This is a genomic window from Microbacterium azadirachtae, assembly GCF_025583665.1.
GTDB classification, from domain to species: domain Bacteria; phylum Actinomycetota; class Actinomycetes; order Actinomycetales; family Microbacteriaceae; genus Microbacterium; species Microbacterium azadirachtae.
In genome coordinates, this window is sequence record NZ_CP099706.1 from 3,056,530 (window position 1) to 3,070,916 (window position 14,387).

Consider the following 14,387-nt stretch of genomic DNA (forward strand, 5'->3'; position numbering starts at 1 on the left):
TCACTGCACGAGCACGCTGGCGGCGGCACGGATGCGCTTCAGGAACGGCTCCGCGGGGTCCTCGGCGGGGAGGTCACCGCCGCGCAGGATGATCGCGAGCACGTCGTCGAGCACCATCGACGGGTCCTCGGGCATGCCCGCCGACCGCCACGCGACCTTGCGGTCGGGGCGCACGAGCAGCGCGCCGTCGCCGCCGATCTCGCGCGCGCCCTGCCACGCGCTGTCGGAATCGTCGATCGCGACGACCGTGACCGGCAGGGCGCCGCCGACGAGGTCGATCGCCTCCTGCCACCGACCCGCGGCGGACGCCGAGGTGAGCAGGGTCAGCCCGACTCGCTCGACGAGGTCATGCGACGACACCGCGCCGCCGTCGTCCGCCGTGCGGCTCGCCAGCCAGACGTGGGGCAGATGATGCCCGGGCCTCGACGTCGCCTGGAAGTCGGTGGGGTCGGCGGGATCGCCCGGAACCGGAGTGCCGTCCGGCACCAGAGCGCCCGCCTCGTAGTGGAACCCGGCCTCGACGCCGAGCTGGCTGTAGTCGTGCGCATTGTGCGCGACCTCGGCCTCGACGCGGGCGCGCATCGCCTCCCCCTCGGGCGTCTCGCTCACGAACACCTCGAGGTTGCGGAACCCCTCTGCCTCGTCCTCGCTGAAGCCGAGCGCCGCAGCGATCGGGGGGTGCCGGTTCGCGTTCTCGAGGGAATGCGCGGTGTACCAGGCCACGATCGGCCGGCGCTCGGCCTGATAACTGTCCAGCAGCGCATCGGGCGCCTGACCGTCCAGCACCGCAGCGAGCTTCCAGCACAGGTTCTGCGCGTCCTGGATGCCGCTGTTCAGACCCAGGCCGCCCGTGGGCGGGTGTTTGTGGGCCGCATCGCCCGCGAGGAATACGCGACCGGTGCGGAACCGCTTCGCGACCAGGCCGTTGTACGTCCAGCGCGTCATCGAGTGCATCGCGATCCCGTGATCCTCGGCGAGACCGAGCATGCGGCGGATCGAGTCGAAGAGCGCCTGCTCGTCGTCCGGGTCGCCCTCGACCATCCAGCCGGCGACCGACACCAGCCATTCCTCGGAGTCGCGGTCGTAGTGCGTGGGGCCGAGCGCCTGGATCGTGCCGCGCCGACGCGCGCCACCCGCCGGGTGCAGGAAGTGGCCGAGCAGCGCGTCCGGCTCCGACCATGCCGACAGGTCGAGGCTGACGTGGTAGTTGACCACCTCGCGCATGTCCCGCGGTCCCTCCAGCTCTACCCCGAGCAGCGCGGCGCTGTCGCGTCCGCCGTCGGCCGCGATCACATAGCGGGCGCGCACCTCGCGGACCTCACCCGAGACCACGTCGCGGATCTCGACGGTCGCGGACTCCGCGTCCTGACGGATCCCGATGACCTCCTGCTTCGCGCGGATCCTGCCGGGTGCCGCGGCGACCGCGTGCCGGTGGATGAGGGGATCGAGCCGCAGCTGGGGCATGTTCGCGAACGCCCGCGGACTCGAGGCGCGATAGCGCTCCGCGTCGGGCCCGCCGCCCCACGCCGGCACCTCTCCGATCTTGAGCCCGTCGAAGCGCCCGGGTCCGGTCGCGGTCGTGTACCAGACCGCCTTCCGCCAGCGGTCGTGTGTGGGAGTCGCCGCATAGATGTCGTCCGCGACGCCCATGTCGTGGAACGCCTCCATCGTCCGCGGGTTGAGCAGGTGCGCGCGGGGGAAGCGGAACACGAAGTCGCGTCGCTCGACGAGCAGCACGTCGATCCCGCGCTGGGCGAGCAGGATCGCGCAGCTCATGCCGACCGGCCCGCCGCCCATGACGAGGACCTCGACGGCCTCGGGCCACTCGTCCTCGCCGAGCGGCGGCAGGGGGGCGCGGGGGCTCTTCACGGATGCGGTCACGGATTCCTCCTCGAATGCGGAATCCCAGGCTAGGGACGGGCCGGAACGCGACGATACGTGCCGAGAGCGCGAAAGTCGGCCGCCGATTCCGACACGATGTCGCATCCCGTCGCGGCATCCGGGCACGACGAAGGAGGACGTGCCGTCCCCCTCGGAGCAGCACGCCCTCTTCCGCCCGCGGGCCGGCTCTCAGCCCGAGATCGTGGGGACGGTCACCCACTGCCAGTAGGTGAACTCGTCCAGGTTCCAATGGCCGCCGTGACGGCCGCCGTTGCCGGAGGCGCCGATCCCTCCCATCGGGATGTGCGCGGCGTCGTAGATCGTCTGCCCGTTGACGGCCACCATCCCGGCCCGCAGCCGCGCGGCGAAGCCGAGCGCACGGGCGACGTCGCGCGTGTGGATCGCCGCAGTGAGGCCGTAGTCGCTCGCGTTGGCCAGCACCAGGGCCTCCTCCTCGGTGCGGAACCGGGTGACCGGGGCGACGGGGCCGAAGATCTCCGCACGGAAGGCCGCGTTGTCCGGGTCCACCCGGTCCAGCACGGTCGGTGCGTAGAACAGCCCGTCGTGGGCGCCGCCGTGCACGACGAGTGCGCCGTCGGCGATCGCCGCCTGGACGATGCCGTGCACGCGCTCGGTCTGCGCGGCGGTGATGAGCGGCCCGAGCGTCGTGCCCGGGGCGAGCGGGTCTCCGGGCACCAGGGCCGCCGCGGCGGCGCGCAGACGCTCGACGTATTCGTCGGCGATGCTCTCGTGCACGAGATGACGTCCCGTGGCCATGCAGATCTGCCCCTGATGTCGGAAGGATCCGGCGACTCCGGCGGCCACGGCCCGGTCCAGGTCCGCGTCCGCCATGACGACGAAGGCGTTGTTGCCGCCGAGTTCGAGCACCACGCGCTTGAGCAGCCCGCCCGCGACCTCGCCGACCCGGCGGCCGGCGGCGGACGAACCGGTGAAGGAGATCACGGTCGTGTGCGGCGAGCGCACCACGGCCTCGCCGGTCTCGGGGCCGCCGGGGAGCACGTGCAGCACGCCGTCGGGGAGTCCCGCACGACGGAAGACCTCGGCGATCGCGGCGCCGCCGGAGAACGCGGTCTTCACATCGGGCTTGAGCAGCACGGCGTTGCCGAGCGCGATCGCGGGGGCCACCGAGCGGATCGCGAGCATGAGCGGGGCGTTCCAGGGCGCGATGACGCCGACGACTCCGACGGGGATCCGCCGGGCCATCCCGATCGTCGAGGGATCCTCGACCGGCAGCAGGTCGCCCTGCGACATCGTCACGAGCCCGGCCGCCGCGACGAGTTCGTCGACGGCCTTGTCCACCTCGTGGGAGGCCTTGCCCGGCAGGGATCCGCTCTCCCGGATGAGGACATGCTCGACCTCCGCGCGGATCTGCCGCAGCGCGGCCGCCGCGCCCAGGAGCACGTCGGCGCGGGTGCGGTACGACGCGCGCCCCCACGCGGCCTGGGCCGCCGCGGCGCTCGCTCCCGCCCGCTCGACGTCGGACTCGTCGGCGAGGCCCGCGTGCGCCACGACGCCGCCGTCCCCGGGGGACACGATCGGGTGCGCGCCGCCGCCACCGGGACGCCAGCCGTCGGAGAAGATCAGCCCGTCGATGTCCTCGATGTCCCACCGTGCCATCGCCGTCTCCGTCCTCCTCGTCGAGTGCCGCCACGGCGATGGTATTCGACGCCCGGCCCCGCCCTCCCCGTCGTGGCGGCGCAAGGCGGGACGCTCGCCTCCGACACCGTGTCGTGCGGCGGTCGCGTCCGTGCTCGAACCGGTCGTCTGCGCCGATCGAACGGATCTGCTAGGCTGAGGAGTTGCGCGCCTGGCCTGCCGACGTCTCTTCGGTGCCGCGCCGCCCGGTCTCTGATCTTCGGAGGCCGCCCGCTCCGGACTGACATCCGCGACCCGCACCGATGCGCGGTCGCGCGCCCGGATCGGATCCGACACTTTCCCGGCTGCCGCGCGGCCGGAGCACACGAAGAAGCATCACCATGAACATCACCTGGAAACAGGCCGATCACGACGTCTACGTCGCGACCACGGACGGCGAGTACGCCGGCTTCGTGGCCGTCGACGGCACGGCCCACGTCCTGCACGATCGGCACAGCCGCCGTCTCGGCAGCTACCCGTCCCTCTCCGCCGCGCGCAGCGCGCTGGAGGTCCTCGGTGCGCCCGCGTCCGCGGCGCAGCACCGCCCCCGCCGCTCCGCGCGGAGCCGTCGCCGCCCCTCCACCGCACGGAGCCGCTGACCGCCCGCGCGACGGCGCGTTCCACGGCCGATCCGAGGCTTCACGAGATGGATCACGGGTCCGTCTTCGCCGAGCACGCGAAAGGGGGCGAGTGCCGAAGCACTCGCCCCCTTTCGCGGGAACGGGATCCGCTCAGGCGCCGGCCGCCAGGTCGGGCGTGGTCGGGATGGTGCCCGCGGTGTTCACACCGACGGAGACCTTCTCGCCGCGGGCCGTGGTCGTGAAGACGAACTTGCCGTCCACCGCGTCCACGTGCACGTGGTCGCCGGGGTTGAGCTCGCCGTGCAGGATCTTCTCCGACAGCTGGTCCTCGACCTCGCGCTGCATCGCACGACGCAGCGGACGCGCACCGAGCGTCGGGTCGAAGCCCAGGTCGATGAGCCGGTCCTTGGCGGCGTCCGTCAGCTCCACCGTCATGTCACGGTCGAGCAGGCGATCGGACAGGCGCTTCGTGAACAGGCCCACGATCTGGCGCAGCTCGTCCTTGTTCAGCTGCGGGAAGACGATGACGTCGTCGAGACGGTTCAGGAACTCGGGCTTGAAGTTGCGCTTGAGCTCCTCGTCCACCTTGCCCTTCATCCGCTCGTAGGTGCTCTGCGAGTTGCCCTCGATCTGGAAGCCGACCGGACCACCGGCGATCGCCGACGAGCCGAGGTTCGTCGTCATGATGATCACAGTGTTCTTGAAGTCGATCACGCGACCCTGACCGTCGGTGAGACGGCCCTCCTCGAGGATCTGCAGGAGCGAGTTGAAGATGTCCGGGTGGGCCTTCTCGATCTCGTCGAACAGCACCACGGAGAACGGCTTGCGGCGCACCTTCTCGGTGAGCTGGCCGCCCTCTTCGAAGCCGACGAACCCGGGAGGGGCACCGAACAGCCGCGAGACGGTGTGCTTCTCGCCGAACTCGCTCATGTCGAGAGAGATGAGCGCACCCTCGTCGTCGAACAGGAACTCGGCGAGCGCCTTGGCGAGCTCGGTCTTTCCGACGCCCGTGGGGCCGGCGAAGATGAACGAGCCCGAGGGACGCTTCGGGTCCTTGAGGCCTGCACGCTGACGACGGATCGTCTTGGACAGGGCGGCGATCGCCTCCTCCTGGCCGATGACGCGCTGGTGCAGCGCCTTCTCCATGAAGACGAGACGGCTGGACTCCTCCTCGGTGAGCTTGAACACCGGGATGCCCGTGGCCTGGGCCAGGACCTCGGCGATCAGGCCCTCGTCGACGACCGCGTTGGTCGCGACGTCGCCCGAGCGCCACTGCTTCTCCAGGCGCAGCCGCTCGGCGAGCAGCTCCTTCTCCTGGTCGCGCAGGGCGGCGGCCTTCTCGAAGTCCTGCTCCTCGGAGGCCTGCTCCTTCTCCTCGCGCACCTTCGCGATCTTGTCGTCGAACTCGCGCAGCTCCGGCGGCGACGACAGGATCGACAGCCGCAGGCGGGCGCCGGCCTCGTCGATCAGGTCGATGGCCTTGTCCGGAAGGAAGCGGTCCGACACGTAGCGGTCGGCGAGGTTCGCCGCGGCCACGAGGGCGCCGTCGGTGATCTGCACCTTGTGGTGCGCCTCGTAGCGGTCGCGCAGACCCTTCAGGATGTTGATCGCGTGCGGCAGGCTCGGCTCGTTCACCTGGATCGGCTGGAACCGGCGCTCCAGCGCCGCGTCCTTCTCGAAGTGCTTGCGGTACTCGTCGAGCGTGGTCGCACCGATCGTCTGCAGCTCGCCGCGAGCGAGCAGCGGCTTCAGGATCGATGCGGCGTCGATCGCGCCCTCGGCGGCACCGGCACCCACGAGGGTGTGGATCTCGTCGATGAAGACGATGATGTCGCCGCGGGTGCGGATCTCCTTGGTGACCTTCTTCAGGCGCTCCTCGAAGTCTCCGCGGTACCGGGAACCCGCGATGAGGGATCCGAGGTCCAGCGAGTAGAGCTGCTTGTCCTTCAGCGTCTCGGGCACGTCGCCCTTGACGATCGCCTGGGCCAGCCCCTCGACGACGGCGGTCTTGCCGACGCCGGGCTCGCCGATCAGCACCGGGTTGTTCTTCGAGCGGCGGGAGAGGATCTGCATGACCCGCTCGATCTCCTTCTCGCGCCCGATCACCGGGTCGAGCTTGTTCTCGCGCGCGGCCTGCGTGAGGTTGCGGCCGAACTGGTCGAGGACCTGCGAGCCCTGCGCCGACTGCTGGCTGCTGTCGTGCGCGGCGCCGGAGACGGCGGCCGGCTCGCGGCCCGGGGATCCCGAGAGCATCTGGATGACCTGCTGGCGCACCTTGTTCAGGTCGGCGCCGAGCTTGACGAGCACCTGGGCGGCGACGCCCTCGCCCTCGCGGATGAGGCCGAGGAGGATGTGCTCGGTGCCGATGTAGTTGTGACCGAGCTGCAGCGCCTCGCGCAGGCTCAGCTCGAGCACCTTCTTGGCGCGCGGGGTGAAGGGGATGTGGCCGGTCGGCTGCTGCTGACCCTGGCCGATGATGTCCTGCACCTGCTCACGCACGGACTCGAGGGAGATGCCGAGCGACTCCAGGGCCTTGGCAGCCGCACCCTCGCCCTCGTGGATGAGGCCGAGGAGGATGTGCTCGGTGCCGATGTAGTTGTGGTTGAGCATCTTCGCCTCTTCCTGGGCGAGGACGACGACACGACGGGCTCGGTCTGTGAATCTCTCGAACATGTCACTCCTTGTTCGTTGCCCGGGATGCGGGCGATGGCACAGTTCGTGCCGGATACATCGAGAGTAACGACCGCACGGAAGACGTATGCCGTTGTTCGCCGTGGGCTGACCCTGTGACGCGGCGTGACGACCGCACGCGACGGCAGACCCGGAATGCCGGATCCGTCTCCCTCCCCTGGCCGCCTTTCCCTCCCCGCACATGCGCACATGCGGGGAGGGAAAGCGGGCGCAGGGAGGGAAACGAGCGATCCTCGGGCGAGATCACGCGTCGCGCGAACCCGGGGTGGTCGGGCGAAGGGTCGGACGTCGGGCGACGGGTCAGGCGTCGGGCGACGGGTCAGGCGACGGGCGGAGCCGGAGGCGCGGCGGGCTGCGCGGGAGCGGGAGCGGCGCCGGCGATCGGCTCGATGAGCACGGCGGTGCCGTAGGCGCACATCTCGCTGAAGCTCCCGAGCGAGCCGGAGTCGAAGCGCATCGCGATCACGGCGTTGGCGCCGCGCTGCACGGCCTCGGCCCACATCCGGTTCATCACCTCGTAGCGGCTCTCGTACATGAGCTTCGTGAACTCGGGGATCTCACCGCCGCCGAGGGCACGGAACCCGGCGGTGAAGCCCTGCCCGAAGTTGGTGGAACGCACGGTGAGGCCCATCACCTCGCCGAGCACCTGGGTCACGCGGTAGCCGGGAACGTCGTTGGTCGTCACCATGAACATGCGCTCATCGTGACACGTCGTGTGGATGCCGCGCATCCCCCGCTCCCGGAATCCGCACAGGTGGCCGACGGAGGATCGTCAGGGCCCCTGCGACGGGTCCTCGCCGACGACAGGAACGGATCCCGACGATGACGATGAGCCCCCAGCACGCCTCCCGGCGCCGCATGTACCGACGACGCCGCTGGCTCGTCGGGATCATCGCGGTGATCGTGCTCGCGCTCATCGCGGCCGCGGCGTTCGTCGTGATCACCTATGCGGACGCGAACAACGGGATCCGCCGCTCGTCGATCTCCGGCATGACCGGACCGAAGCAGAACACCGGCGAGTCGAACATCCTCATCATGGGGCTCGACAGCCGCGTGGACGTGAACGGCAAGCCGTTCCCGCAGGCGATCTACGACCAGATCCACGCCGAGGACGCGTCGGTCGGCGGCTACAACACCAACGTGCTGATGCTGATCCACATCCCGGCGAACGGCGGCAAGGCCGTCGGGATCTCGATCCCGCGCGACGACTACGTCGACTTCCCCGGCGCCCCTGGCGGCGTGGAGAAGGGCAAGATCAAGGAGGCGTACGGCGATGCCATGAACGCGTCCCTGCAGAAGCTCGCCGACGAGGGCGTGCCGGAGGCGGACGCCTACCAGCAGTCGCGCACGGCGGCACGGCAGAGCACCATCAAGACCGTGTCCGAGTTCCTCGGCGGGGTGCGCATCGACCACTTCGTCGAGGTCACCATGGCCGCGTTCTACGAGGTGGCCCAGGCGGTGCAGCCGATCACGGTGTGCCTGAACCATGCGACCGCCGACACGTTCTCGGGCGCCGACTTCCCGGCCGGCGTCCAGCAGCTGAACGCTGCGCAGTCGATGGCCTTCGTGCGGCAGCGCCGCGACACCACCTCGAGCGACTTCGACATGACCGACCTGGACCGCACCCGCCGCCAGCAGGCGTTCATGGTGTCGCTGGCCGTGAAGCTCAAGCAGGCGTCGACGTTCACCGACTTCGGCAAGCTGCAGAAGCTCATCGACGTCGCGAAGAAGGACGTGGCACTCGATTCGGATCTGGATCTGCTGTCGTTCGCGCAGCAGGCGCAGAGCCTGGCCGGCGGCAACATCTCGTTCGTGACGCTGCCGATCGACCACTTCGACACCGTCGACGGTCAGGACGTGAACATCGTCGACGTGGATGCGATCCGCGCGCAGGTGCACGACCTGCTGAACCCGCCGACCCCGACCGCTGCGCCGTCCGCGTCGCCGTCGTCGTCTTCGGGGACGAAGGCCGGATCCGGATCGACGGCGCCGTCGGCTCCGGCGACGCCGAACCCGGTCTACACGGACTCGTCGTCGCCGCTGCAGTCCGGCAACGTGCCCTGCGTGAACTGAGGCGGTCCGGTCGCACCGGGCCTACTGGACGTAAGGCACAGTCAGCACCGCATCCGCGAACCCGGGGGCCGTGAAGCGGATCGTGATCACGCCGTCCCAGAATGCGCTGCCGTTGTTCGGGGTCTCCGCACCGTACATGAAGCCGTTCGCGGTGGATCCGTCGTAGCTGGAGACGACGGGCGTCTGCGAGTTCCCGGCACCGATGACCGTCTGGAAGACGAAGACGCTGTGGAGCTGGTCGTCAGGGGCTCCGGTCGTGGTCGCCCACCCGACGATTCCGGCGTCGCCGCCGGGCACGTTGCCTTTGTACAGGTAGAGCCCCTGGGCGGCGGAGTTGGATCCGGTTCCCTGCCAGGTGATGGTCGCCGACACGGTCGTCGCCGTCGGCGCGGCCTGCGACAACTGGAGCACGCCGCTCAGGCGGAACTCCGAGCTCCACTGAGGGCCGGTGAAGGTGAGTGCGACGCCGGACGCGTCGATGGTGCCGCCGCTCGCCGCGCTGAACGGTACCGCGACTGCGGCGACCACCACGGGGGTGCTCCACGCCGCAGCGCGAAGCACGCCGCGTCGGGAGAGGGGGCTGCGATCGGTGCGTGCGGGTGCGTCGGTCATCGGAGTCCTCACTGCGACGGCGGGGCGGCCGTCGGATTCGGGCGCACGCAGCATCCTAGTGGCGCCGTCACCCACGCTTCGAGCAACGGTATCTCGATATATGCCAACACTGGCGGCCTCGACATGCGTCGCAGGCTTCGCTGCTCACCCGCTCCGGGCCGCCCGATCGGGACCCGGCTGATCCCGCGAATCGGGACTCCGACCCTCTGGCGCGGAGGCCGGCGCCCGCAGTACTTTGATCACCGTGAGCCGCGCCGCCCAGATCGCCACCGGAGTCGCGGCTGCGGCGGTCATCGCGGGCCTGGTCGCGCTCGCCTCTCCCGTTTTCAGCGCCTTGGGTGGTTCCGGGCACCACCCCATCGCACATGCCTTGTCGGTGAGGCCGAGCGCCGCGCCGATCGCCTCGCCCGCCCCGACGCCCACGACGGAGGAAGCCTCCGCCGGCTGCAGAGCGGAGGCATCCTTCAGTCTGCAAGGCGATGTCGCGCACCTGCTGAAGGCCGACGCGATCCAGGATCGAGGCTCTCGATGGGGTGCCCGCGGAGAGGTCCTCTCGAACGCGGCCGGGATCTTCTCCTATGTCGTCGCCCCGAACGACAACCTCGATTCGATCGAGACGCGCCTGTGCTTCGACGGGTGGTCTCTCGCACGGTTCAATCACGTGCTCGGCGCGGCGATCCAACCCGACGCTCATCTGATCCTCCGCCCCGACCCCGCGCTGCCCTGGATCGATTCGTACCACCCTTACGATGAGGTGCCGGGAGTCAGCGTCGTCGACTACACCGACGCCCTGTACGAGATGGGCGCCGCCGTGCGCACACAGGATCTGGACACCGCCCGCGCGATCTGGAGCAAGCTCGTCTCCGGACACGTCTCCCCCGCCGCCCAAGCCGCCGCGACGAAGGCGCTGGATGCGGGTGACTGGCCGGTGCTGGATCAGCTGTTCCCGTAGCACACGCGTCGCCCCTTGATCGGGCAGCCGATCGCGTGCGCGTGCACTCCCCCGCATCGAGCAGGAATCGAGAAGCGCCCCCGCGGGCCCGGATCCGAGACTCGAAGCATGAACATTCAGCGCATCACCCTCGAGACCACCTCCGACGCCGTGCCGGCGGCCGAGGCCTTCTACCGCGACGCCCTGGGGCTGGCGGAGCAGGTCACCGTCCGCGCGACCTCCGCACCGAGCACCGGCTTCCGCGGCTTCGCGCCGTCGCTCATCTTCGTGCAGCCGGGCGACGTCGACGAGGCCGTCGCGCGGGCGGTCGCCGCCGGTGCCGAGATCCTCAAGCCGGTCGTCAAGAGCCTCTGGGGCTACGGCGGCTCATTCCGGGCACCCGACGGCACCGCGTGGCAGATCGCCAGCGCGAACAAGACCGCCACAGCACCCGTCACCGGCGAGGTGGAGCGGCTCGTCCTGCTGCTCGGCGTCGACAGCGTCAAGGCCGGCAAGCGCTTCTACCAGGAGCAGGGCCTGACCGTCGCGAAGAGCTTCCCCTCCTACGTCGAGTTCGACTCCGGTGCTGTCACGCTCGCCCTCTACAAGCGCGCCTCGCTCGCCAAGCAGGTGGGCATCGATCCGAGCGGCAGCGGATCCCACCGGCTCGCGGTCGTGGCGGACCGGACCTTCACCGATCCCGACGGCTACGCGTGGATGACGGCGGAGAGCACCGTCAGCGCGGCGTGAACGCGGGACCCGGGACGGTCGGACCCGGGGGCGTCGGACCGGGTCGGGGCCGGACCGGGTCGGGGTCGGACCGGGAGGGCACCGCGTTTCGTCTCGCGCCGGCTTCGCCGGTGCTCGCTCAACGACCGGCGAGGAGAGCGCGGGCCGGGCCCTTCGACAGGCTCAGGGACCGAGGGCGCGGGCCGGGCCCTTCGACAGGCTCAGGGATCGGGGGCGCGGGCCGGGCCCTTCGACGGGCTCAGGGACCGGGGGCGCGTCATCGTTCGTCACACCGGGCGCGGAATATCGGCTGACTCATAGCGTTGAAGACATCCGGCGCCACGGCGCCGACGTCCCGGCGCGTCTCGCGCCCATCCTCCCGGCGCACCCCAGCGCACCGACTTGGAGTCTCTGATGAGCACAACCACCCCCGCGGCACGGCGCCCGAAGGCGCCCGACACGCGCGGCCCCGTCCGCAAGCTGCTGACCTCGTTCGGCTTCCAGATCATCGCCGCGCTCGTGCTCGGCATCGCCGTGGGTCTCATCGGCCGCCAGCTCGGCGCCACGCACGACAACCACACGGTGCTGTCCGACACGCTCGACAAGATCGGCGGCTCCTACGTCACGCTGCTGCGCGCGGCCGTGGTCCCTCTCATCTTCACCGCGATCGTCGCGAGCATCTCCAACCTGCGCCGGGTGCAGAACGCCGCGCGCCTGGCCGGGCAGACCCTGCTGTGGTTCGCGATCACCGCGTTCATCGCGGTGTCGATCGGCATCGTGCTCGGCATCACCATCCAGCCCGGCGCACACGCCGGCACAGACCTCGCCAAGGGCGCCCCGCCCACGGTCGGCACCTGGTGGAACTTCCTCCTCGGCCTCATCCCGCAGAACTTCCTGGGCCTCGCGGTCTCCACGAGCCCGGGCCCGGCCGAGGGCACCTTCGTCTCCGGCGTGAGCTTCAACATCCTCCAGGTCATCGTCGTCGCGGTGGCGGTCGGCATCGCCGTGCTCAAGGCCGGCCGAAAGGCCGAGCCGTTCCTCGCCTTCACGGAGTCCCTGCTCAAGGTCATCCAGCGCGTGCTGTGGTGGATCATCCGCATCGCCCCGCTCGGCACCTTCGGCCTCATCGGATCCGCCGTCATCAACTACGGCTGGGACAAGCTGACCTCGCTCGCGTGGTTCACCGGCGCCATCTACCTGGGCCTCGCCCTCGTGCTGTTCGTGGTCTACCCGATCCTCGTCAAGAGCCACGGGCTCTCGATCACGCAGTACTTCTCCGGCGTGTGGCCCGCCGTGCAGCTGGCGTTCGTGAGCCGCAGCTCGATCGGCACGCTCCCCCTCACCGAGCGCGTGACCGAGCGCAACCTGGGCGTGCCCCGCGGCTACGCGTCGTTCGCGGTGCCGCTCGGCGCCACCACCAAGATGGACGGCTGCGCCGCGATCTACCCGGCCCTGGCCGCGATCTTCGTCGCCCAGTTCTTCCACATCGACCTGAGCATCATGCAGTACGTGCTGATCGTCATCGTCTCGGTGGTCGGATCCGCGGCGACCGCCGGGACCACCGGCGCGATCGTCATGCTGACCCTGACCCTGTCGACCCTGGGCCTGCCGCTCGAAGGCGTCGGTCTGCTGCTCGCGATCGACCCGATCCTCGACATGGGCCGCACCGCGGTCAACGTGGCCGGCCAGGCCCTGGTGCCGACGATCGTCGCCAAGCGCGAGGGCATCCTCGACCTGGACCTCTACAACGCCCCGCGCAACGGCCTGCCGTTCGCCGAGGACATCGAGGACGAGGCGCCCGAGTCCGTGGAGTCGAGCGCCGACGAGGCTGCGGTCTCGGCGCGCTGACGCTCCCCCTCCGTCACGAGGCCCCCGGATCCTGCGGATCCGGGGGCCTCGGTCGTGCGGGCATTCACCTCGTCACGCTTCCATGAGCGGCACGTCGAGGTCGAACGCGAGCACGACGGCGCGCGCGAGCAGACGCTCCTGATCCTCGCCCGGATGGCCCAGCGTGCGACCCAGGCGATCCACGGGAATGGTAGTTCGGTGCATCCCGTTTCGGGATGCACCGCTGTGACTCCGCTTCAGCCGCGCCTGGCCTCGCGCTGCCGGAGCGCCTCGCTCTCCGCGCGTTCGGCCTCGAGCTCGCCCCGGAGCCCCGCGTTCTCGTCCTCCAGCGCGAGCACCCGCCCGATCCCGGCGATGTTCATGCCCTCGTCGCGCAAGCGCGCGACGCGCTGCAGCCGCGCCACGTCGTCGTCGCTGTACCGGCGGGTGCCGCCGTCGCTGCGAGCGGGGGTCAGCAGACCCTTCTGCTCGAGCAGTCGCAGGCTCGCGGCGTTCATGTCCGCGAGCTCGGCGGCCACGGCGATGCCGTAGACGGGGGTCGCGGAATCGCGTTCGGCCATGCGGTTCTCCTCAGCACTTGCACCATTCGGAACGTTGATCTATAACAAATCTACACTGGCAGATATAGATCCTGCACACCCCGCAGCCCTGACGGGCCACAGGAAAGGAGTAAGACATGACCCTCGGTTTCGATCCCCTCAGCCAGCTCGATCGCTTCGCAGCAAGCGTGTTCGACTCCCCGCGCGCGCCCAAGCGCATGCCCGTGGACCTCTACCGCGACGGCGACCGGTACGTCCTGCACGCGGACATGCCGGGCGTCGACCCCGGATCCATCGACGTGGACGTCGACGGCGGGCAGCTCTCGATCCGCGCCCAGCGAACCATGGGCGGGCAGGAGAGCGTGCGCTGGTTCACGCGCGAGCGCGAGTCCGGCTCGTTCCTGCGGCAGTTCGCCCTCGGTGACGGCGTCGACCTCGACGGCATCAGCGCCTCCTACGACAACGGCGTGCTCTCGGTCATCATCCCCGTGAGCGACCGGGCCAAGCCGCGCCGCATCCGGGTGGAGTCGTCCGACCAGGGGCAGCGGATCGACGCCTGAGTCCCCCACGAGAGGAGAAGAGAGAATGGTCCTTCCGTCCACGCTCGACAGGTTCCTCGCCGGCATGGAGTACCCGGCTTCGAGGGACGACCTGATGCGCGAGGCTCTGCACGACGGCCTCGCCCGCGCCGACCGGGATCTGCTGGGCACGCTGCCCGACGGCACTTACACCGCGCGCTGGCACGTGCGGCACGCCCTGACCCGCGCCGGCAGCGCGTTCGACCGCATCCCCGCCCTGGCCTGAGGCCGGCCCTTCCCGGCCGCCGGCGTCGCGGCGACCGACGGC

The 14,387-nt window shown here is 70.3% G+C and carries 13 protein-coding genes; 7 read left to right on the forward strand and 6 right to left on the reverse strand.

The window, feature by feature from the left end; genetic code table 11:
• Together NFX31_RS14545 and NFX31_RS14550 are read right to left on the reverse strand one after the other, a co-directional pair.
• A complete protein-coding gene (locus NFX31_RS14545; protein ID WP_262956037.1) occupies positions 1-1,881 on the reverse strand; it encodes an FAD-dependent monooxygenase in 1,881 nt (626 codons plus the stop codon).
• 189 nt (positions 1,882-2,070) lie between these two features.
• Positions 2,071-3,519: an aldehyde dehydrogenase family protein gene (locus NFX31_RS14550; RefSeq protein WP_262956038.1), complete on the reverse strand. Its 1,449-nt coding sequence runs from the start codon at positions 3,517-3,519 to the stop codon at positions 2,071-2,073.
• Positions 3,520-3,878: 359 nt separating this feature from the next.
• Here NFX31_RS14550 and NFX31_RS14555 point away from each other — a divergent pair, with 359 nt between their 5' ends.
• Positions 3,879-4,136 (forward strand): hypothetical protein, encoded by a 258-nt coding sequence (locus NFX31_RS14555; protein ID WP_262956039.1) that lies wholly within the window; start codon positions 3,879-3,881, stop codon positions 4,134-4,136.
• A gap of 132 nt (positions 4,137-4,268) precedes the next feature.
• Here NFX31_RS14555 and NFX31_RS14560 read toward each other — a convergent pair whose 3' ends face one another.
• Both NFX31_RS14560 and NFX31_RS14565 read right to left on the reverse strand, forming a co-directional pair.
• On the reverse strand, positions 4,269-6,791 hold the full coding sequence (locus NFX31_RS14560; RefSeq protein WP_091479813.1) for an ATP-dependent Clp protease ATP-binding subunit: 2,523 nt from the start codon (positions 6,789-6,791) through the stop codon (positions 4,269-4,271).
• Between the two features lie 337 nt (positions 6,792-7,128).
• Positions 7,129-7,539 (reverse strand): YbjQ family protein, encoded by a 411-nt coding sequence (locus tag NFX31_RS14565; RefSeq protein ID WP_262956040.1) that lies wholly within the window; start codon positions 7,537-7,539, stop codon positions 7,129-7,131.
• A 92-nt stretch (positions 7,540-7,631) separates the two neighbouring features.
• Here NFX31_RS14565 and NFX31_RS14570 point away from each other — a divergent pair, with 92 nt between their 5' ends.
• A complete protein-coding gene (locus NFX31_RS14570) occupies positions 7,632-8,882 on the forward strand; it encodes an LCP family protein (RefSeq protein WP_262956041.1) in 1,251 nt (416 codons plus the stop codon).
• A 21-nt stretch (positions 8,883-8,903) separates the two neighbouring features.
• Here NFX31_RS14570 and NFX31_RS14575 read toward each other — a convergent pair whose 3' ends face one another.
• Positions 8,904-9,494: a hypothetical protein gene (locus tag NFX31_RS14575; RefSeq protein WP_045249435.1), complete on the reverse strand. Its 591-nt coding sequence runs from the start codon at positions 9,492-9,494 to the stop codon at positions 8,904-8,906.
• 244 nt (positions 9,495-9,738) lie between these two features.
• Here NFX31_RS14575 and NFX31_RS14580 point away from each other — a divergent pair, with 244 nt between their 5' ends.
• From NFX31_RS14580 to NFX31_RS14590, 3 genes are all read left to right on the forward strand, one after another.
• A complete protein-coding gene (locus tag NFX31_RS14580; protein WP_156156682.1) occupies positions 9,739-10,446 on the forward strand; it encodes a hypothetical protein in 708 nt (235 codons plus the stop codon).
• 108 nt (positions 10,447-10,554) lie between these two features.
• The gene (locus NFX31_RS14585) at positions 10,555-11,175 is read left to right on the forward strand and encodes a VOC family protein (protein ID WP_262956042.1); all 621 of its coding nucleotides are present in this window, start codon (positions 10,555-10,557) and stop codon (positions 11,173-11,175) included.
• 393 nt (positions 11,176-11,568) lie between these two features.
• Positions 11,569-13,002 carry a dicarboxylate/amino acid:cation symporter gene (locus NFX31_RS14590; protein WP_262956043.1) on the forward strand — a complete coding sequence of 478 codons (1,434 nt, stop codon included), beginning with the start codon at positions 11,569-11,571 and terminating at the stop codon, positions 13,000-13,002.
• Positions 13,003-13,238: 236 nt separating this feature from the next.
• Here NFX31_RS14590 and NFX31_RS14595 read toward each other — a convergent pair whose 3' ends face one another.
• Complete coding sequence (locus tag NFX31_RS14595) at positions 13,239-13,562, reverse strand: MerR family transcriptional regulator (protein ID WP_262956044.1); 324 nt, start codon at positions 13,560-13,562, stop codon at positions 13,239-13,241.
• A gap of 116 nt (positions 13,563-13,678) precedes the next feature.
• Here NFX31_RS14595 and NFX31_RS14600 point away from each other — a divergent pair, with 116 nt between their 5' ends.
• Both NFX31_RS14600 and NFX31_RS14605 read left to right on the forward strand, forming a co-directional pair.
• Positions 13,679-14,101, forward strand: a complete 423-nt coding sequence (locus NFX31_RS14600; protein ID WP_091479833.1) for an Hsp20/alpha crystallin family protein — start codon at positions 13,679-13,681, stop codon at positions 14,099-14,101.
• A 25-nt stretch (positions 14,102-14,126) separates the two neighbouring features.
• Positions 14,127-14,345 (forward strand): DUF2795 domain-containing protein, encoded by a 219-nt coding sequence (locus tag NFX31_RS14605; RefSeq protein WP_091479836.1) that lies wholly within the window; start codon positions 14,127-14,129, stop codon positions 14,343-14,345.
• The last annotated feature ends 42 nt before the right edge of the window (positions 14,346-14,387 follow it).

Coding starts and splice junctions, on each gene's coding strand:
- NFX31_RS14590 (WP_262956043.1), top strand. CDS start 11,569: ATGAGCACAACCACCCCCGCGGCACGGCGCCCGAAGGCGCCCGACACG.
- NFX31_RS14575 (WP_045249435.1), bottom strand. CDS start 9,494: ATGACCGACGCACCCGCACGCACCGATCGCAGCCCCCTCTCCCGACGC.
- NFX31_RS14570 (WP_262956041.1), top strand. CDS start 7,632: ATGACGATGAGCCCCCAGCACGCCTCCCGGCGCCGCATGTACCGACGA.
- NFX31_RS14560 (WP_091479813.1), bottom strand. CDS start 6,791: ATGTTCGAGAGATTCACAGACCGAGCCCGTCGTGTCGTCGTCCTCGCC.
- NFX31_RS14605 (WP_091479836.1), top strand. CDS start 14,127: ATGGTCCTTCCGTCCACGCTCGACAGGTTCCTCGCCGGCATGGAGTAC.
- NFX31_RS14585 (WP_262956042.1), top strand. CDS start 10,555: ATGAACATTCAGCGCATCACCCTCGAGACCACCTCCGACGCCGTGCCG.
- NFX31_RS14550 (WP_262956038.1), bottom strand. CDS start 3,519: ATGGCACGGTGGGACATCGAGGACATCGACGGGCTGATCTTCTCCGAC.
- NFX31_RS14595 (WP_262956044.1), bottom strand. CDS start 13,562: ATGGCCGAACGCGATTCCGCGACCCCCGTCTACGGCATCGCCGTGGCC.
- NFX31_RS14600 (WP_091479833.1), top strand. CDS start 13,679: ATGACCCTCGGTTTCGATCCCCTCAGCCAGCTCGATCGCTTCGCAGCA.
- NFX31_RS14565 (WP_262956040.1), bottom strand. CDS start 7,539: ATGCGCGGCATCCACACGACGTGTCACGATGAGCGCATGTTCATGGTG.
- NFX31_RS14555 (WP_262956039.1), top strand. CDS start 3,879: ATGAACATCACCTGGAAACAGGCCGATCACGACGTCTACGTCGCGACC.